The organism is Mycobacterium sp. THU-M104 (assembly GCF_049197365.1).
Taxonomy (GTDB): Bacteria; Actinomycetota; Actinomycetes; order Mycobacteriales; family Mycobacteriaceae; genus Mycobacterium.
Window position 1 is genome coordinate 1 of the sequence record NZ_JBMIOP010000081.1, and the last position, 17,824, is coordinate 17,824.

Below are 17,824 nucleotides of genomic sequence, written 5' to 3' on the forward strand. Positions count from 1 at the left end.
CCCCGGCGGCGGCGCCAACGCGACCCCGCCACCCGTGCCGAAACTCTCCCGAGCCATGCCCATCGCCGCACCCGCAGCCCGCACAAACCCGTCAAGAGTGGACATCGTGCCCGCCGATCAGTTAAGACGGCTGCGCCGGCGGTGGAGGCGGTGCAGCCGGTGCAGGCGGCGCGGCGGGCGCAGAGCCCTTTGGAGCCAACGCGCTAGGGTCCATCCACCCCAAGAAGTCCGGGCCCGATCCCACGCTCGACAGCGGCTGCGGCTGCCCTGACACCAACACCTTCCCGTTGCCCAAGGCCATCACCAGATGGTCCTGCCAGATACCCACATCGCCCGCCTTGAGTTTCGTCGGGGGAATCGGATCGGTGACAGGAGTCCCCGGCGGTGGCACCGTCACCCCCGCCTGATGCCACGCATCGGCCACCGTCGCGCCGCCCAGCGCCGCTTTCGCCGCCGAAGCGCCCTGCGCAGTGCGCGCCTGGCTGGTCTCACCATCGGGCAGCGACACGCTCGTCGTCGCCGGAACCTGCCCAGCACCGGGGTCGCCAGCGTGACCGGCGTGATTGCCCGCCAGCTCGGTGCCCGGCCCGCTGCCATCGCCCGCTGAACCGCCCGCTGACGCCGGGGTCGTCCCCGTGCCGTCGTGGTCGGTTTTTCCAGACGCCGGACCCGTCGAGCCGTCGTCGTCGTGGAACTTCGGTCCTGACCCACCCTGCTTCGAGGAGTCCCCGCCAAGGTTGCCGTCGTCGTCGTGGAAGCCAGCGCCACGATCACCGCCCAGACCACCCAACGCGCCCAAGGGGTCACCACCGCCCAAGCCAGGCATACCGCCCAATGACGGAATCGACGGCATCCCCATCCCGGCGGGCATCATGCCCGCACCCGGCATCATCGGCTGCCCAGGCGGGGGCGTACCCGGCGCAGCGCCCGGCGCCGCCGCCGGCGTGGTGCCCTGCTCCCCTGCACCACCACCGCCGCTACCCTCGCCGCCGCCACCACTACCGCCGCCACCATGCGCGGCCGCAGGTTCGGTGCCGGCCTTGCCGGAGTCATCACCGCCGATACCGGCATACTTTTCGGTCAACTCGCGGGTGTGACGCGCCTTATCCTCGGCATCGGCAATCTGCTGATCAATCACCTTCTTTGCCGCGGTCAGCTTCTCCTTCAAAAAGTCGCGCAACTCCTGCTGTCCGGCCGGAGTGTTCAACCGAGGCCCCAACTCGGTGATCTTGTCGTCAACATCCTTGCCGATATTGTCCAACTGCTTCTGCCCAGCAGCGCCCGCAGCATGAATCGCGTCAATCGTCGCCGCGGCACTCTTATCCAACTCGTGCAACTGAGCGATCACCTCAGCCACCCGACCAGCGTCAGCATTGGCCTGATCCGTGGCCGCACCCGAGCCAGGAACAGGACCCGCCGGCGGCGACGGCAACTGACCCTGCGGCGGCGTACTCGGCGGACCGTGCGGGTCAGGCGGCGGGCTCGGCGCCGGACCAGGCGCAGGAGCAGGAGCCTGCGGAGCATGCCCATGGCCGAACAGTCCCCCCACGACCGGGGCCAACGGTCCTAAGATCGGGGTCAGCACAGCAGGCCCTAACACCCGCTCGATCGTTGAACCGATCGAATCCCAGCCATCATTCGACATTGCGGTGCCGTCCCTTCCTAGAAATTGAGCTTGCGTTCAGCGCGGGCAACCTCTGCGGGGTCTGGATAGTGCCCGTCGACGTTGCGTTGATTGGACAGATACCGGTCGTGCGCCACATCGGCCACAGCAACGACCCGCTCCCCGAACGTGTAGGAATCCCACCGCCGCACCGCATCAGACAGCAGCCGAACCCCCACGACGCATCCGGTGTCACCCACCTCAACCGCCAGGCTCCTCTTAGCTGACACCGCCGACGCCACAACGCGGACATCAGGGACCGCCGTCTCGTCCTCAGCAAGGTCGTCCACCGCTACCCCTTCCTGGACGCACCACCAACCCCTACATCAAAGCAGTCTACACACACATAAGCAATCGTGAACAGAAATAACGCAATGATCCGACCCGGAACCTCAGGCGTCGTCGTCCCCCCGCACTCACCGGCATCGCCTCTAGACGTGCGCCGTCCAGTACGCCGGCAGCCACTGCCTGCTCAGCGGATCATCGAGGAGCCACCAATGCTCATGCCGCGCAAACCCAATCACATCCGGCCACAAGGCAACTCGCCGCCGCGACCGCTCCACCCAGCCCCCGGCGCCGGCAAGGCAATCGCGCACCCGGCGCCGGCGATCACGCGCGGTCAGCTCGGCCGGGTCAGGCGCACGCCAAGCAGGGGTCACGAGCGCGGCCCACCACCGCGGCGCAGCTGCTCCTCGATAGCACTAATCGTCGCGGTCACGACCGCCCCGAACCCGGCCTGCACCCCGCAATAGGCGATCTCGGCCAACGGCGCAGCGCTGTTCTTCCACCACTGCACCAGCTCGACAATCCGACCACCTTGGAAATAACGCCGATACCACAGATTCATCGACTCGCTCAGCTCCGAGCCGTCGTGATCAAGAGCCGCGTGAGACTCCGGCCAAAGCCACGCCTCACCATCGCGGGTCGCGACCTTCGCGTTATACGCGGACCAGGTCGCCTCGTCGGCAGTCCCCGCCGACACCGCCTGCAAGACGTTCACCTCGTCTTCAAACGCCAAAGGCTTGCCGGTTGCATCCGGCGCCTGCGCGGCCCGGATCACCGTCGCCGTCAACTGCGCAGCCGCCCGCACCGCCACATCCCCATTCGACGCGATCGACGAAACACGCTGCGCCAGCACAGGATCCAGAGCTGTCAAACGATGCTGATGCGCCCCATCCAGCACCGGCGCCACGCTGAGCAACGCCAACGCCTGGCGATGCTGAAGCCCCAAGAACTCGCCCACACCCGCCGGCTCCACAGGCCATAACTCTGTGGTGACCATCGCCGAAATCGAGGCCCCCGCAACCCGTTTGCTCAACCGCTCGAAATGATCAACAAGAATCTTCGACGGCTTCTGGCACCCCATCCACCGCTGTGCCCACCCAAACGGCAACGCCGGATCAACCACCGCCAACCGCGCCGTCGATGGAAGGAAAACCGTTGCGGGCAAGTAACTTCCGCCGCCTACACTGTTGGCCACCACAACTTGGGAGCCCACCGGGGTTTTCACCACCCCGACTGCCCACGCGATCGGTGACGGCCAGAACTCGCAGCCGCGCACCAACCCGCCAAGCACCCGCTGAGCCAACAACATATCCGCACTCACCTCAGACGCCGACGCAGCCATACCGCCCATCGCGCTACCCGACCCGGCCCCGCCCGCTAAGACCGGCCCAGACGGCAACCCACTACCGCCAGCAGGCGCCGCACCGCCACCAGACGAAGCCTGACCACCAGCCGCCGCAGTCGTGGGCGCACCACCGGCAGGTGGCGACGCACCCGCACCCGGCGCACTGTACGGAGCCAACGGCCCACCACCACCCATCGCCGCCGGCGGCATCATCGGCGCACCACCCACCGGACCCACGCCAGACCCGCCACCCTGAACCGGTCCGCCCCCACCGCCGTCCGGCGCCGCATGCGGCGCGATCGGCACACCCGCCGGCCCACTACCGGCCGTGGAACCCATCAACGGCTGCTGCGCAGCCATCGCCTGCTGCGCTATCGGCTGCTGCGCCACCGGAGGAGGCGCCGTCGCGCCCATCCCCGACGCCAGACCGGACTGAAAACTGGACCCAGCATTCGCCAGCGGCGACGCCGCGGACTGTGCAGCAGGCGCAGACGGCAGCGAAGAAGCCGGCGACGTCGGCATCGAGGAGCCCAGACCCGACCCCATCGAGCCAGGATTCAATCCCGACCCCAGACCCGAAAGCCCCGAACCACCACCACCAGCACCACCACCACCAGAAGCGGCCCGACCCATCGAACCGCCGAGCGCCTGCGGAAGCGACGTTAGCGGCGGCATCGTACCCGGGGTCCCTGAAGTGCCCGGGCCGTCCGTGCGCCCCGCATTGGCGGCAAGCAAAGGTTGATTGCTGGCTAATGTGTCTGGTTCCGTCCTGCCAGCGTTGAGCGCGCCGGTACCGTCGCCGTTCTGCCCACTACCATCACCAGAACCATCAGCGGTTTGACCGGTGGTTTCCGGGTCGGAACGTTTTGCGTCGGGTGGTTTCTTTCCGGCATCGCCGTCTGAGCGTTTCCCGTCTTTTGGGGCGTCAGGCGGTTTGTCGAGGGGAATCGTGAAGTTGGCTGCCCGGATGGCGCTTGTGGCTTTCTGGGTGGATTCGGTGGTGGATTCCTCGGCGTGCCCGTTGTATCGGGTCCAGACCTCCATCGCCGTTATGGGATCGCGGTTGCGTACAGCCTTGTTGAATTCCTCCTCGCCGGCCTCGGCGAGGCTGTCGATACGGCCCTGCAAGCCCTTGATATGCACTAACGCTTGGGAGGCGGCCGTGGACGCTGCTTCGTGCATATCCTGGTGCTTGCTCCATAGCCTGATGTTCGCGTCGTGAGCCTGCAGTAGGGCATCGCCAGACTCACCCTGGTCCGATAGTGCTGCCTCAAACCGCCGCCGATAATGGCTCATCGACGTGCCGATAGCGTCACTGATTTGACTGGCCAGGCCGGTGTGGAATTCCTCTATCTCTTGCATACTTTGACCGAGTCGCTCAGCGGGGCGCCATGCCTGCTTTAACGCACGTCCGAACGGGCCGTCCCCAAGATCAGAGACTGCACCCTTGGCGGTGTCCGCGCCATTTGTCAGCGCGCTGACCCCTTGGGTGTACAGCTGGCGGGCGATGTGGCCCCCGGCCCGAGCCGCTTCGGATACCGCCTCGCTCACTCCGTCAGCCGCAGTTTCCATTGCCTAGCTCCCGTAGGCCCTGCACAGGTCCCACACCCGCTGATCCGCCTCATTCGCCGCGGCGGAAGTCCAAGTAGTAGACGGCTGAATCGCACCGCGAGCGGGTTCGTTCGTGAGTTTCGATGCCTGGTCGCGGGCCAACTTGAGGCTTTCGGTCAGTGCGTTGCGGATTGTGCCGTCGGCCACTTGATCATCGTTCAATGCCTGGGTGATGTAAGTAAGGCTTGGGATGACATCTGCCGCAGTGTTCTGTGTTGATGGCATCGCGTGATAACCAGCGGCGAACCGTGTGCACAGGTCGACTGTGGCGGCGTGGACCTGTTCGGCGGTCGGCGCTGGCGCTGCCGCCGGCGCCGAGGACTGTGCAGAGGAGCCGCCGGCCATGTGGTTGCCGATTAGGCCGCCGATACCACCGGCAGTGAGCGCGATCGCGGCCGCGGCGACGATCGCCGCTGTGATCAGACCACCCTTGCCCTTGCGTGGCTGGGGTGGCGGGTAGGCCTGCGGCAGCGGAGGTAGCGGCGGCGTGTAGCTGCCAGGCGCGGACGGCCGCGTCGCCACGTGGGCCGGGTAGGTGTATTGGTCGGTCATGGTCTAGACCTCGATCCCGGTGATTTGTTCAACATTGGTGGCCTCGGCTGCGCTGAGATTTGCTTCGGTTCCGCCGTTGGCGGCGGCCAGCTCGCCGACCTGAGTTGCGCGGTTGGCGGTCAATGCTTCGTGAACGGCCGGCCAGTCGGCCGCAACGGCGCTCACAGCCATTGACATCGGGTCAGTGCCCGGTGTGCAGATTGGGTGGATGCTGGGCTGGATCGGCGCCGCGGCCAACCACCCGCCCGTAGCCGATGCCAGCTCCTCGGCCTCTAAACGAATTACCCTCTCACTCACGGATTTTCCTCCATCCAGCCCAAAAGCCTCTCCATGTACCCACAAACCACGGCCATGCCTTGCGTGTTCGACATCCTCGTTGCCCACAGCGCTTGCCCGCACCACTCACGCGCTCGATCAATGTGCGCCAAGTATGGTGCCGGAAGCATTGCGATGGTGCTGTCCAACGCACCCGGGTGCGGCGGCGGATCCTTTGGAGGCTCAATTATTTCGAATGGAACCGGTTGCCGTTCCAACAACGCCGACTCGTCGGAATGCTTCATGTATCCGGTTGCGGACGCCTTGTCCGCGCGCTTCCACCGGGCGGATTGCAGCCGAATGTGGTCGCTGAGCCATTGCGCGTAAGCCGCGGCGGCAATGAGCTCTCGACGGTTGCCAGGGGCCGACGCCGCGATCGCCATCCACGCTGCGTCGAGTTTCGTTCCGACGCCGGCTCGACGCGCCAGGTCCATGTAGACGTCAAGATCGGTCGTTAAACGCAGTAATTCCTCCTGCACCCCGACAAGCAGGTCCGCGGCAAAACGCGCATGAACCAGGCTCACATGCACGGCATCCGTGGTTTCCATCCTTGCCTCTTTCTGCTTCCTGTAAAAATGGTAGCTGTCTGCTACGACACTGCGCCCGGGAATTTTCCAGGCCGTAAATACTGGTTAGCCCGCACCGCGTAGTGCCGCCGCGAATTCGGCGGCCACCGGATGCTGGGCGAATTCCTCGGGTATGTGTGCAAACTCTTCACGGAACTCCGCAGCCATGGCCTGGATTCCTGCATGCGTGCGCGCGGCGTTGCGGGCGATCGCGTCGTTCATCGCCTCCTCGAGCTCACCGACAGTCAGCTCCTCTTGGAGGCCAGGGCGAATGTCGCAGCCGATCAGCCTTCCCCGCCCATCGTGTGTCAACACGATGTCGTCGTCGGGATCACCGGTCGCGGTGAACGCATTCACCTTGTCTTCCCAGCGGTAGATCGCATCGAGAAGTTTATCGATCATCGCCGATGACATTTCTGCCCGTGTAGCCATCTCTCATCTCCCTTGAAGTGTCCGAAATCCGCTGCGATACAGCGACCTTCGCTCAACCAGCCCCTACTTCTTGTCCTTTTCGGCGCGGCGGCGCGGTTCACGACGAACCTCACCGAACACCGCTTCGGTATTGGCCACCGGGCGCATGACAACCCGTCGGCGTTCCTCGGACTTACGCTCGGCGTCGTTCTTGCCGCCCATCCCGCCCATCATCGGCGGCATCATGCCGAACCCGCCGCCCGAGGCAGACCCGGTGGGCGGCGCCGACCCAGTGGCGGGCCCGCCGACGCCCACACTTGAGCCCGTGGGCGGGCCAACGGCCGGGCTCGAGCTTGTCATCGGCGCACCACCACCACCACCGCCGGCCCCGCCGTCCCCGACGCCGGACGCGGGACTGGTTCCACCGCTACCGAAGTCCCCGGCTCCCGGGCCATCAGGCGACGAGTTGTCCGGTCCCCCGCCGCTTTCGGGCATCTCAGGGGAGCCCATGTGGGGCATTGAGCCCATCCCGGGAAGCGACGACAGACTCGATAGCGCCGATAGCGGCGAGCCGCCGCCCAGCCCGTGAGTGACCTGGCCGACGGCGCCGGTTCCCGCGCCCATGATCATTCCGGCGACGTTGGCCACCGTGTTCGCGGTATTCGGATCGGCCGCCGCGGCGGCGGCCGGCGGTGTTGCCAGCCCAGGTGTCGGCTGCGGTGCAGCAGTACCGGAGTCGGCCGGATCGGGATTATCAGGATCACCCGGGCCGTGACCGTGATGGTCATGCCCGACGGCCTGACCATCATGCTTGCTGGCCTGTTCTGTATGCGCGGGCGGTTGAAGCTGCTCAACTGCGGCCCCAGGATTCTGCACGATCGGCGGCGCAGGGGTAGGCGGCTGAGCCGCACCGGCGATCGTGGGTGGCGCGGCCGTGGCGAAGGTCTGGAACGCGGCCATCGCCGTGGCTCGTTTTTTGGTCAGCTCGCCCCACAGGGAGGCGACTTGCGCAGCGTTCGACCCGCCGGCGTTGTAATGGGTCATCGCCACCTTCAAGCGCTGGTTCAGATCGGTGAACTCCCGCGGATGCGGCGTGCTCTGAATCAACGAGTCGGTGTGCTCGGCTGCGGCGTCGGCGGCGTCGGCCAGCGCAAGGACCTGTGGGTGAAGACTGGACTCCAGCCAGTCCGCGTGGTCGGTGATATTGCTGGCCGCCTGTTGGTGGCCGTCGCGCCAATTCTGGGCAACCGAGGTCCCGGCGTTGCGAACGTTGGCGGCCGTGTGGAGCACCGTCGCGCCAAGTGCCTCACGAATGTGGTTGGCGAAGTTCCGCAGAGCCCCCGGGCCGGGGCCGGAATGCACCAGCGCCGCGATCTGCTCGGCTGGCATGGGCGCTGGTGGGGTCATCGTCGGCGGAACAGGAAGGGTCGGCAACGCGACGTCGGGAAGTGCACCGGGCATTGAAGGGCTTGGGGCACCCGGTGTTGCCGCGCCGTCGAGGATGCCGCCGATCGCCGCCGCGTTCTCGGTGTCGGTGCTCGACAGGGTCGTCGCGGTGCCGTTAAGCGCTAGCCCGCCGGCTGCCCGTAGCTGTCCTGCATGGTCATTGAGCAGGTGCAGTGACTGCGCCCAGGTGGTCAACGAGGCCGCCAGATGGGTGGACACCGTGTCGGCCGCGGCAGCCTGGGCCACCGGTGCCATCCCTGCTGGGGCCGCAGAGCCCTGCAGAACGGTGGCATCGGCGCGCAGGCCGTCGGGGTCGACCGTCAGGTCCATAGGCTGAGGCTACGCGTCTAAGACGGTGTTGATACGAGTCTCGTTTTCGTCGTCGGTGGCTTCGAAGACGGTGATGGTGTTGCTCAGGTGATCCGCCAAGCCGCGCGCGTTAGCAGCCACCCGCTGATAGGCGGCCTCGCGCGCCGCCATCTCGGCTTGCTTGGCCTGCACGTAAGGCGCGTAGGTATCCCCCACCGCGGCGCGCAGTTCCTCAAGCGTCATGTGGTGATGCCGGCCGTGTGCCTCGACCTGGTCGCCGTAGGCACGCCAAGCCGCGACCGACTGCGCTGCAGCGTCGGTGTCAAGGGAGATCGAGTCCGTCATGTTTCACCGCTTCCTTTGTCACAGGCCCGCGACACGATGCCTGCATCACTTGCGTTTACCCACTGCCTAGTCTGTAGCATCACCTACCATGTGCGCAAGAGCCGGGCGATCCGCATTTCGCGTCGCCGGAGCCCCGCGGCCGGCTTCGCCGCCTGTATTCACTAGCCAAATCACCGTTCCCGCGTGTCGGCGCGGTTCATCCGCGGACGCGCGTGTAAAACTCACCAACAACACAGGCACCAGGAGGAACCCCGACCCGAGTCAACTGAATACGACTGCCCGCTAAACGCAGAAAAGCCCCGCCGAAGCGGGGCCCATCTGCCGAATCGAAGCACCACCTTCGATCCGGGCTCCCTACAACAGGAACCAAGCCTTCCAAGGGGCTGGCTCCAGGATAGAGGACACCCTTCGTGAGCCGCAAGAAGGATCACGCCGCCACACTGCCCTTCCCCCCGTGCCCGGCGCATTGGCGCAAATGCGTGCCAATGCCGGTGCCCCACAAGGCTCCTCGCACCCCAGCACCCATCCCTCAGCCATGCACGCCGCCGCGCACCCAACTACCGGGTGTGCCCACCCTGATCCGCGCCACCCGCAAATGGAGGCGATGCGCCTGACCATCTGAGTGCCGCGGCCCCGAATCATGCAGCGGCTCAACTGAATACCGACATCAGGCGCTAACTACCCCCGAACGTTCAAAGCCCCCCGGAGGCAACCGGAGGGCTTTGGGCAGGCGGTAGACCGCCCATCCCCGAAGGGACTTGCTTTGACAGGCAGTTCTTACGGTAGCGCATGCCTGCGTCCAGCACCAGAGCCGGCGCAGCGTGTCAAACCATCGCCCGACCGTCGACCGGCCGGGCCCGCGCACGAACACCGGCCGTTTGCTACGCGGCCCCGAACATATCGCGGCTGTAGCGCCGTTCACCGCCGCCGCGGTGTCGTGCGCACCACCCCGGTAGCCGAGGTGCTCGATATCCGCCGGGGTCGTCGCCTGCTCGGCGCTGCTCCCCCGCCGCCGAGCCTGTTCGTCAACCTCGAGCTCGCCGACGACGCCTACGTCGGCGTGCCGTGCTGGTCCGGCGGCGGCGCCTACTGGGCCCACGTGACCGTCGCGGCGGCCTACGACCTGCGCTACGCCGACATCCGGCCGCAGATGACCTCTGGCGGCATCGCCAAACGAACCCTGGTCGTCATCGCGGCCGCGTTCGCCCGGACCGCAGACGCTGACACCGGCCGCAACGCCCGCCCCACCAACGAGCAGCTCGCCGACGCTACGGGATTCACTGAACGCACCGTCCAGCGGGCACGTGAATGCCTACGCCTTATCGGCGTGGCCACCGAGGTGCTGCGCGGCCGCCAACGCACCTACATCGAACGCATCGCCTCCTGGCGCATGGGCGATCGCCACCGCGGCTGGGCTTCCGTGTGGGCGCTGCACGACGACGCCCAGGTCAACCGGGTTATCCACAGCGTGTCACCCCACCTGGAACGGTCCCCAGTAACCACTTACACCTCACCTTCAGAAGGACTGATTACTACCCGCGGGCGCCACAAGGGCGCCCGGCACGGCGTCGCTACGCGCCGCCCAGCTCCAGACCGAGGAGGTCGGCGCCTGGCCGCGGCCTGGCGGGCCGATCCGCACGCCCCACCGTGGGCCCGACGCTTCACCCCGACCAGCTGGGCCGCCATGCTCGCCGCCCCTGCGGCCGCTGGCTGGAGCCCGCGTGATCTCAATCAGCTCATCACCGACTGGCTCGGCGTGGGCCGGCGCATCCCCGACTCCCCCGCCCGCCCGATCGGGCTACTCGGCGCGATCCTGACCTGGCACGGCCCCGAGAACCTTACCGAGCGGCCAGCCGCCCTCGACGAGGCACGCGAAGCCCAAGACCGCGCCGCCCACCGAATCCGCATCGCAGAGAATGCCGCATCGCACCGCGCACATCTAGCCGGCCGAGCCGCAGCACAGGCCGCACAGTCGGGCCCCGGCCGTGCTGAAGCATTCGCCGCCCTATCGGCCGCGCGCCGCCGCAGCGCTCAGCGCCGAACCGAGCAAGCAGCCGCCGAACAAACACGACTCGAAGCGCTCATCGAACGAGCCCGCCGTGAGGACTCTCCTGCCCCCGACGCAACTCGAGACGACCTGTGGCGCTAAGCGCTATATGTCGGCCCAGAGACCTGGCCTGGCACCCAACTCCGGATGCCCAGACCTACGACGCTAAAGCGCTGGTTGTCTGCCGAGCGTGAGCGCGGGCCTGCTTGAGAATCTTGTCGACGTAAGGCGCAATGAGATCCGACATGTCAAGGTCGAGGCTTTGCGCATAGTTCTTGATGAGCTGGTGATCAGCCTCGGTCAGGCGCTTACCAAAGTATTTCTGTGCTTGACGCCGCTCACGGCGACGCCAGTCCGACTTTGCACCGATCGCCGAGCCCTCGCCGGCGCCACCATCGCTCGATGGTTTCCGAATATCTTCCGAAAAGCCCACCATCTCCGAACCTCTCTGAAATCCCAGCTCAGACGTGCCGTACTGTTAATCGCGAGCCTACCGCAGCACACTTCCTTTCTCGAAGATTTCGGTTACGTGTGTCCCGCTGGCTCAGTCTGTGGCGACTATTCCGAAATCAGTAACCCATTCTGCGATATGATTTCGGCAATCGAAGGCTGCAATCGGCACATCAGCAGGTACCGTTAGACGATGCACTCGCCGGTCGGCGCCCCGTGGCCAGGTGGCGAGCACGGCGAAGTCCTCAGCCCCTCCGGACAACGCTCATATCTCGCCGCCACCGCAGCCGCGCTAGCCGGACGCAGCCCCCGATGGGCATCAGAGCTGGCCAGTACCGGCGCCGTGGACGCCGAGCAAGGCCACGTCACCGGCCGCCAAGGCCGCCCAGCATGGTTCCTGTTCGCCGACAGCTTCGAGCGGTACCTTCACGCACGCGGAAAATGGCCACCCACCACGGCAGCGACCGACTGGGAGCATCTGCTCCAGCTTCAAGGCGCAGACCTCGAAGCCGCGCGACAGGCCAACGCCACACTGCAAGCCGAAAATGCCCAACTCAAGGCCGCCCTCGCCCAGCGCGATGAGAACATCGCCCAACTTGCCGAAATCGTGGCTCAACTCGCCAAAACACCACGTTAGCCGAGGTGCCACGAGAGGTTACGATGCGGCAGAGTTGACCGTTTTCTCTGCCCGGGCCGGACCACGGCGCCGCTTGAAATACAGGGTCAGCGCCTCATCGACAAGCGCGCTGCGTGACGGCGCTCCCCACTCTTTAACCAGCTGCTCATCGATAGTCTTCGCATCAGCCGGGTTCAGACCGGTCAGCGCGATCTTGGCCGGCGGGGCAATGTGACGGCGACGCTTGCGCACCACGGGTTGGCGGGTGAACAAGCTGCCCGGCGCTTTTTCGGCGTTCTCTGCCGGTTTCCAGTGGCGGGCGAGTTCTTCATGGACGGCGTCGATGGCATCGAGCACGATCTGACCATAAGTGCGGGCCTTGGCCGGGTTCTTCTTCTTTTCCGCCAGGTTCAAGCTGCGCAGCTTCGCCAGATTGTCTGCCGAAATCTCCGCGGTCGGGTTACCTTCACCGTCGGATTCGCCAGCTTTCGCGGTCCGGCTGCCTGCCGCCCCCACTCCCCCGCCCGGCGGGCTCGTCTCAGCCTGGACTTCGTTCGCTCGCGTTTCGACCGGCGCCGCAGGCGGGGCGGGTGTACCGACCGGATCAGGCTGCCCCGCCCGGTTGCCGACCCCAACCCTTGGTAGGAATTCGTCCAGGTCGTCATCAAGGGCGGATTCGTCAAAGACACTCTTCTTGGCCATGGGGGCGCTCCTTACTCCTGTGCTCCCGCCGCTGCTGCGGCTGCTCGCTCTTTGGACGCGCGCATCAGGACTTCTCGGGTCAGCTCCTGGTAGTCCTGGGCTACCGCCCCCGGGTCTTTTGACCACAGTCGGTCGGTGGCGTCCCTTCTGCCCCGGTTCCGCAGCGCGGTCATCAGGGTCGCTTTCTGCTCTTCGCTGGGGTTAGCGAGCTCCTGGGCGGTCAGGTGCCGCTCTCGCATGTCGATAGCCAACGCCGGCGCGCTGCGGATTGTGGCTTGGAACGGTTCCACCTCAGATCCGAGCATTTCCTTGACCTGGTTGAACACGTGCGGGAGCCGCACCGAGGCGTTGGGGTTGACGTCGAAGAGTACGACGCCGATCAGCGAGATCGGGGATCCGTACCGCTTGGCGCGGCGGTAGGTCGCCGCGAGTTGACGCACCCCATTGAGGGACGCCCCATCTTCTTTGGTCGGCACGACCAGATAGCGGCAGGCCTGCAGAAGGGCGATGAGCAGTACTTTGTCGCCGTGTCCGGAGTCGACCAGGATGATGTCGTATCCTTCGCGTTCGCACAGCTCGGTGAGCGCAGCGTCGAGGTTCTCGGCCAGATCGACCGGTTCGGTTGATGCGGCGATGGCCGTGGATACCTGGCCGATAGCGGGGCCGCCCATCAGAATGTCGAGGTTTGGGCGGATATTGCGGTACGGCTCAAGTGCGACTCCCCCACCCGGTCCGTATTGCAGGGCGATGGCGAGGTTCTTGCCTTTATCCCACCGTTCTTCGGGGACACCAAGGTCGTCGATGGTCAGGTTTCCCTGCTGGTCAGCGTCCACGACCAGCACTTTTCTGCCCTTGCGGGCAATGGCCACCCCTATGCCGGCCACTATTGACGACTTACCGCTGCCGCCCTTCTGCGTGGCGACGACCACTTTCTCCGCGAGCGCTGTCATACCCGCGATAGTAGCTTGGCACCCGGTTGCCTGTCTACCATACATAACCGATGGTGATCCGGTTGTTACCTCCCATTGGATTCCGTGTCTGTATCCGTGTACCCAGCTAGGTAACCAATCATATCGTCGCTCACTTACCCATCCGGTTATTAAGCGCGTTACCGACCCGCAGATGTCTCCGCGTCTCCACCGCTCTGAGGCTCCGCAGTCCTAGTCGAATAGCACCCCGGTCTGATACTCGCTGCTTGTAGGGCATCACGAATCGTTGGCAGATCGGAATGGTCCACGCCACACCGGTACGGCGTTCAATACCTGTGGCCTGTGGTGATACGGCAGCAATCCGAATACGACTCTCATTCGAGTTACTCACCCGGTTCCAGCTCCGCGCTGTCCTAGGTATCTCGGCCCGTTGCTGACGCCGCTTAGAATCACTGCTTCGCATCCGTATCTGGCTACGGCTAGATATACGCTTAGCATCACGGCTGACCATGGTTTATCCATCCCCTAAATGCAGCCAGTTCGTAGTACACCACGCGATGCGTTGTAGGCCACCGCTGGTTAGCCCCATCATCATGGGGCTGCTTACCCGACTGAAACGCCGTTTCTACATCCATACTCGGATACGCATCGGGCAGGGGAGATGCCCCCGTGTCCCATGACCGATCCGGTTGCGTGTGACGACGGAAATGCACAAACGGCTCAGCAGCGTTATCCCTGCAGATCAGGGCCATTTCCTCCGTGCCTTGCACTCATCGAACATAAAGCCGACCCGAACTACGATGCCGTAGCGACACGGATGCCCGCAACACTCGGCTTGCATTCGGCGCGTATGCCGCGCGCTCGTGGCTCGCGCGCTCAGGCGGGGACCATCCATCAATCACTCGTCCTTCGCCCTCTCTTGTGCTGTTCACAGCAGACAGTGGGGCCGTTCGCGGATCGGCCCTCGGGCGGTCCCCAGGCGCTCGACGGCGACAGCATCGCCCCTTCGCGCACAACCCGACCAGCGCCGCAGGGCACACGTCGACCGGCTCCAAGTGGGGGAGTGAAGGCGCATTCGATCAACCACGCCGACCACCATTACATGTTGAAGCGCACCGCGAGAACGACCTCTTTGGATTTATGTTCTCGCTGACCGCGCCGCCCAAAGGTCGCGCAGAATGCCAGAGAATACAGCCGATATTCGCACCACACGGGAGCTGGAACTAGGAGAGCCGCAGACCCGCATAGGTGCCCGCATGTTTTCGACTTGCTAAGACGAGCCAGGTCGGGCCGCGGAGGCTTTTGCAGCGGACCTCGACCTGCAGCTGGTCCTGGACAGCAGGTGCGGAATATTGCTGGCGGCTCAAGAGACCGTCCGCCGTCGCAGGCCGCGCTGGCGAGGCCAAAGATGTACCGGCCGACACGAGCTCCACTGACCTCATGCGAGCCAGATCAACCCACTGAGGTGCTAGGGACCCGCAGGACGCCATCCGCGCAACCTCAGTATCCGACGCCATGTCCGCGTGGGCGCGAAACGCGAGCCGAGACACCGCGGTGGGGGAGAGGAGGGTCGACCACACTCAAAGAACACTGACCTGCGGAAATAGTCTCGGGGCACTCAACGCGGAAACCCACCACGCCCACAATCACCCCTGAATTCCCCGCTGCGCCGCGTAGGGCCCTTTCGGCACTCGAACCCTTCGCCCGGCCGCGCTCGCCCCCTCTCGACGTCGTCAGCGCATTTAACGAGGTGACAGGGCCAGGCAGCTGGCCGAGCGGCACCCGGCCTGCCACGTCGCAGGCGCTGTTGCGCAGCTCCAAGCTCGGTGGCATCAGATGACGAGAACGACCACACCGCCTGATCGGGACACGCGGCCCTGATCTCAGTCAGCTGCGCCGACTGATCCCCATAGCTGATCCGGGTGCGGCTGGGATGCGCCCAGGCATCACGGCGTTCCTGCAACGCGGCGTTGTAAAGCTCCCGGTGAGACTGCACACACGCCGCCAACGCCACATGCTGGCGCGCGGTGGGCCGCAACCGAAACACGTACGCCCGCCTCACAACACACCACTACGAGGAAAGCGACCATCCCGTCAACTACGGGGTCGGGGTGCTCGCCGCCGGCGCTGTCGCACCCTGCTGAGGGGCCGGCGTCTGGGGGGCGGACACCGGCGTCTGGTCGGCTCCTGGTGCAAGCGGGGTGCCGAGGCTTCCCTGGGCTGGTGGCTGCGGGGCACCCGGAGCCTGGGGTAGCGGCGCGGCTGGCGCAGGCGTCTGAGGTGCGCCAGGTAGGGGAGCCTGGGGCGGCTGCGGCGCGGTGGGCGTTGCCGCTGCCGGCGTCTGCGGCCCGCCTGGTACGGCGCCCGGCAGGGGAGTGCCCTGCGCCAGACCGGTGGCTGGGGTACCGACGCTGCCAGGGTTCGAGGCCGGCACCGCAGTCGGGGCCGGCGAAGCACCTGTGCCTGATGTCGGCGCGCCGCTGCCGGCATTACCATGGCCCGGTCCGCCGGCCGCTGCTCCACCCGTGCTGGGCGGGGGTTGTACCCACACGGCCAGGTCAGAGCCGCCCGCGTTGTAGGTCACGCTGTCGGGAGTGTCGCCGGTGACGTCGAAGTACAGCTTGCCGCCGGCCTGTTGCCCCTGGGCCAGCCCTGCGGGGCTGACGCCCTGGGCGGTCGCGACCTGGAACAGCTCGCGGTAGGTCTGGCCATTGCGGGCACGGGCGTTGAAGTTCGACACGATGGGCGTGGTGGAGCCCTGGGTGGCCTCGTCGGTGGCAGTGGCTTCCCACAGCGTGCCGTTGAGGTGATACGGGATGGTGTCGCTACTGGGTTTGAGGTTGGTGACCGTCCACGTGCCCTCGCCGATCTGCGTTGGACTGCCCAAGGTGTGCAGATTGGTGGTGTTGGCGGCGGCGACCGCGGTGCCCGGGTCGGCATGAGCCAGACCGACGCTCAGCGCGCCTCCGGTGGCGGCGATCGCGGCAAGGATGGTGCTGCGGATGATTGGCACGTCTAAACCCCGGCTTCCCCATTGCCGGCTCATGCGAGCCGGTCCGTTTGACATCGTTGTATCAGTCGTTTCGCCGCTTCACAACCACGCCGGTCGCCGAGGTTAGCGCAGCTCGACGGCCTCGTACTGGTAGCTGATATGTCGCGGCGCCGCTGTAGAATTCATGATATGACCGCGCCTGACAGTTTCACCGAAATCTTGGCCGCTTTGCCTCCGGGGGAGCGGCGGCGAGTCAGCAACGCGGTAGCCAGCAGCATGATCGAAGGGGATATCCCCGACGCAACGTCGGTTGCTTTGCTCGCCGACCTGGCGATCGGGAAAATCACGGGCGAGCAGTACCGCGCCGCCATCCTGGCCGATACCCGGGCGACGGTAGCCAACCGCTAGCCACGCCCGTGCAGTGGGAGGACTATTTCTGGCCGGGCACCAAAGTTCTCGCCAACAAACTAGACATCCACGAGGCCGCGGAATTAACTCGCGTCGAGCACAGCCTGGCCCGAGGACGCGCCATCGAATTGGGCAACGGCGCCGTTGACATACCCTCGACGTTCGATAGCGACCACATCCGCCGCCTGCATCACTGGCTATTCCAAGACATGTACAGCTGGGCCGGCCAATTCCGCGAAGTCGAGATGTCCAAGTGGAGCCGCTTCGCCGCCCCCGATGAAATCGATGCTTGGATGCAGCGCGGGCGAGAGCTTGTCGCCAGCGTCGACTGGGCACGCACCGATGACGACGAGTTCGCCGAGAAGGCAGCTCAGGCCTATTCGTACTGGAACTTCGCACATCCGTTCCGGGACGGCAACGGCAGGGCCACCCGGGAATTGATGACAGCTCTTGCTGAGAAGGCCGGCCGCGGCCTCGACTATGGCGCTATTTCACGGGAGGTGTTCGTGCAGCGCGCGGCGTTCTCCTGCCCCGCTCAGGACGAACGCGAACCCCAGCACCACTGGATGGTGCCGGTGTTCGCGCAGATCGCGCGCCCGGCAGGTGATGTCAGCATCACCACCGAGCTTCGCGCGATCCGCCGCTCAGAAGGCTACGATCTTGGTTTGTAGCGGCGCAGCACATGCGGCTTGGATCACCGGCGGATGCCCCCGTATCGCACAACGCCTGCCCATCGCTTATTTTGCTTATGTGTCGTAAACACTTCCGTGTTGCGGTCGTGCCGCGATTGTTCTAGAAGTGCCATACTGAAACCTGTACTATTTTTTGCACA

General features: G+C 65.6%; 18 protein-coding genes. 4 read left to right on the forward strand and 14 right to left on the reverse strand.

Going from position 1 to position 17,824, the window contains the following annotated elements; genetic code table 11:
• Positions 1-121: 121 nt before the first annotated feature.
• From ACOJVU_RS07580 to ACOJVU_RS07620, 9 genes are all read right to left on the reverse strand, one after another.
• Positions 122-1,357, reverse strand: coding sequence for a DUF4226 domain-containing protein (locus tag ACOJVU_RS07580; RefSeq protein WP_176471040.1), 1,236 nt, complete (start codon positions 1,355-1,357; stop codon positions 122-124).
• Positions 1,358-1,662: 305 nt separating this feature from the next.
• The gene (locus tag ACOJVU_RS07585; RefSeq protein WP_085165406.1) at positions 1,663-1,953 is read right to left on the reverse strand and encodes a hypothetical protein; all 291 of its coding nucleotides are present in this window, start codon (positions 1,951-1,953) and stop codon (positions 1,663-1,665) included.
• Positions 1,954-2,318: 365 nt separating this feature from the next.
• Positions 2,319-4,844, reverse strand: a complete 2,526-nt coding sequence (locus tag ACOJVU_RS07590) for a hypothetical protein (protein WP_141244166.1) — start codon at positions 4,842-4,844, stop codon at positions 2,319-2,321.
• A gap of 24 nt (positions 4,845-4,868) precedes the next feature.
• Positions 4,869-5,456: a hypothetical protein gene (locus ACOJVU_RS07595; RefSeq protein ID WP_141244167.1), complete on the reverse strand. Its 588-nt coding sequence runs from the start codon at positions 5,454-5,456 to the stop codon at positions 4,869-4,871.
• A gap of 3 nt (positions 5,457-5,459) precedes the next feature.
• Positions 5,460-5,753 (reverse strand): hypothetical protein, encoded by a 294-nt coding sequence (locus ACOJVU_RS07600; RefSeq protein WP_289114662.1) that lies wholly within the window; start codon positions 5,751-5,753, stop codon positions 5,460-5,462.
• The gene (locus ACOJVU_RS07605) at positions 5,750-6,319 is read right to left on the reverse strand and encodes a hypothetical protein (RefSeq protein WP_095794423.1); all 570 of its coding nucleotides are present in this window, start codon (positions 6,317-6,319) and stop codon (positions 5,750-5,752) included. The genes ACOJVU_RS07600 and ACOJVU_RS07605 overlap by 4 nt, the downstream gene beginning before the upstream one ends.
• 84 nt (positions 6,320-6,403) lie before the next feature.
• Positions 6,404-6,769, reverse strand: coding sequence for a hypothetical protein (locus tag ACOJVU_RS07610; protein WP_141224774.1), 366 nt, complete (start codon positions 6,767-6,769; stop codon positions 6,404-6,406).
• Positions 6,770-6,832: 63 nt separating this feature from the next.
• Positions 6,833-8,524 carry a hypothetical protein gene (locus ACOJVU_RS07615; RefSeq protein WP_176471042.1) on the reverse strand — a complete coding sequence of 564 codons (1,692 nt, stop codon included), beginning with the start codon at positions 8,522-8,524 and terminating at the stop codon, positions 6,833-6,835.
• Between the two features lie 9 nt (positions 8,525-8,533).
• Positions 8,534-8,848 carry a type VII secretion target gene (locus tag ACOJVU_RS07620; RefSeq protein WP_095794424.1) on the reverse strand — a complete coding sequence of 105 codons (315 nt, stop codon included), beginning with the start codon at positions 8,846-8,848 and terminating at the stop codon, positions 8,534-8,536.
• Between the two features lie 961 nt (positions 8,849-9,809).
• Here ACOJVU_RS07620 and ACOJVU_RS07625 point away from each other — a divergent pair.
• Positions 9,810-10,997: a helix-turn-helix domain-containing protein gene (locus tag ACOJVU_RS07625; protein WP_095794448.1), complete on the forward strand. Its 1,188-nt coding sequence runs from the start codon at positions 9,810-9,812 to the stop codon at positions 10,995-10,997.
• A gap of 55 nt (positions 10,998-11,052) precedes the next feature.
• Here ACOJVU_RS07625 and ACOJVU_RS07630 read toward each other — a convergent pair whose 3' ends face one another.
• Positions 11,053-11,331 carry a hypothetical protein gene (locus ACOJVU_RS07630; protein ID WP_095794425.1) on the reverse strand — a complete coding sequence of 93 codons (279 nt, stop codon included), beginning with the start codon at positions 11,329-11,331 and terminating at the stop codon, positions 11,053-11,055.
• Between the two features lie 357 nt (positions 11,332-11,688).
• Between ACOJVU_RS07630 and ACOJVU_RS07635 the strand changes: the two genes are divergently transcribed.
• On the forward strand, positions 11,689-11,982 hold the full coding sequence (locus tag ACOJVU_RS07635; RefSeq protein ID WP_176471043.1) for a hypothetical protein: 294 nt from the start codon (positions 11,689-11,691) through the stop codon (positions 11,980-11,982).
• 18 nt (positions 11,983-12,000) lie between these two features.
• On the opposite strand, the gene ACOJVU_RS07640 is transcribed toward ACOJVU_RS07635, so the two are convergent.
• The 4 genes from ACOJVU_RS07640 to ACOJVU_RS07655 all read right to left on the reverse strand — a co-directional run bounded on the left by ACOJVU_RS07640 (position 12,001) and on the right by ACOJVU_RS07655 (position 16,605).
• A complete protein-coding gene (locus ACOJVU_RS07640; RefSeq protein ID WP_141244170.1) occupies positions 12,001-12,663 on the reverse strand; it encodes a hypothetical protein in 663 nt (220 codons plus the stop codon).
• Between the two features lie 11 nt (positions 12,664-12,674).
• Positions 12,675-13,613, reverse strand: a complete 939-nt coding sequence (locus tag ACOJVU_RS07645; RefSeq protein ID WP_095794428.1) for a ParA family protein — start codon at positions 13,611-13,613, stop codon at positions 12,675-12,677.
• A gap of 1,597 nt (positions 13,614-15,210) precedes the next feature.
• Positions 15,211-15,654: a helix-turn-helix domain-containing protein gene (locus tag ACOJVU_RS07650; protein ID WP_368356620.1), complete on the reverse strand. Its 444-nt coding sequence runs from the start codon at positions 15,652-15,654 to the stop codon at positions 15,211-15,213.
• Between the two features lie 36 nt (positions 15,655-15,690).
• The gene (locus ACOJVU_RS07655) at positions 15,691-16,605 is read right to left on the reverse strand and encodes an MPT63 family protein (protein WP_255254600.1); all 915 of its coding nucleotides are present in this window, start codon (positions 16,603-16,605) and stop codon (positions 15,691-15,693) included.
• 168 nt (positions 16,606-16,773) lie between these two features.
• Here ACOJVU_RS07655 and ACOJVU_RS07660 point away from each other — a divergent pair, with 168 nt between their 5' ends.
• Positions 16,774-16,992 carry an antitoxin VbhA family protein gene (locus ACOJVU_RS07660; protein WP_095794430.1) on the forward strand — a complete coding sequence of 73 codons (219 nt, stop codon included), beginning with the start codon at positions 16,774-16,776 and terminating at the stop codon, positions 16,990-16,992.
• Between the two features lie 8 nt (positions 16,993-17,000).
• Complete coding sequence (locus tag ACOJVU_RS07665) at positions 17,001-17,663, forward strand: Fic/DOC family protein (protein WP_095794431.1); 663 nt, start codon at positions 17,001-17,003, stop codon at positions 17,661-17,663.
• The last annotated feature ends 161 nt before the right edge of the window (positions 17,664-17,824 follow it).

Bases quoted from the DNA above. Each gene is read 5' to 3' on its own strand.
- ACOJVU_RS07595 (WP_141244167.1), bottom strand. From the start codon at position 5,456: ATGACCGACCAATACACCTACCCGGCCCACGTGGCGACGCGGCCGTCC.
- ACOJVU_RS07605 (WP_095794423.1), bottom strand. From the start codon at position 6,319: ATGGAAACCACGGATGCCGTGCATGTGAGCCTGGTTCATGCGCGTTTT.
- ACOJVU_RS07610 (WP_141224774.1), bottom strand. From the start codon at position 6,769: ATGGCTACACGGGCAGAAATGTCATCGGCGATGATCGATAAACTTCTC.
- ACOJVU_RS07615 (WP_176471042.1), bottom strand. From the start codon at position 8,524: ATGGACCTGACGGTCGACCCCGACGGCCTGCGCGCCGATGCCACCGTT.
- ACOJVU_RS07620 (WP_095794424.1), bottom strand. From the start codon at position 8,848: ATGACGGACTCGATCTCCCTTGACACCGACGCTGCAGCGCAGTCGGTC.
- ACOJVU_RS07630 (WP_095794425.1), bottom strand. From the start codon at position 11,331: ATGGTGGGCTTTTCGGAAGATATTCGGAAACCATCGAGCGATGGTGGC.
- ACOJVU_RS07640 (WP_141244170.1), bottom strand. From the start codon at position 12,663: ATGGCCAAGAAGAGTGTCTTTGACGAATCCGCCCTTGATGACGACCTG.
- ACOJVU_RS07645 (WP_095794428.1), bottom strand. From the start codon at position 13,613: ATGACAGCGCTCGCGGAGAAAGTGGTCGTCGCCACGCAGAAGGGCGGC.
- ACOJVU_RS07660 (WP_095794430.1), top strand. From the start codon at position 16,774: ATGACCGCGCCTGACAGTTTCACCGAAATCTTGGCCGCTTTGCCTCCG.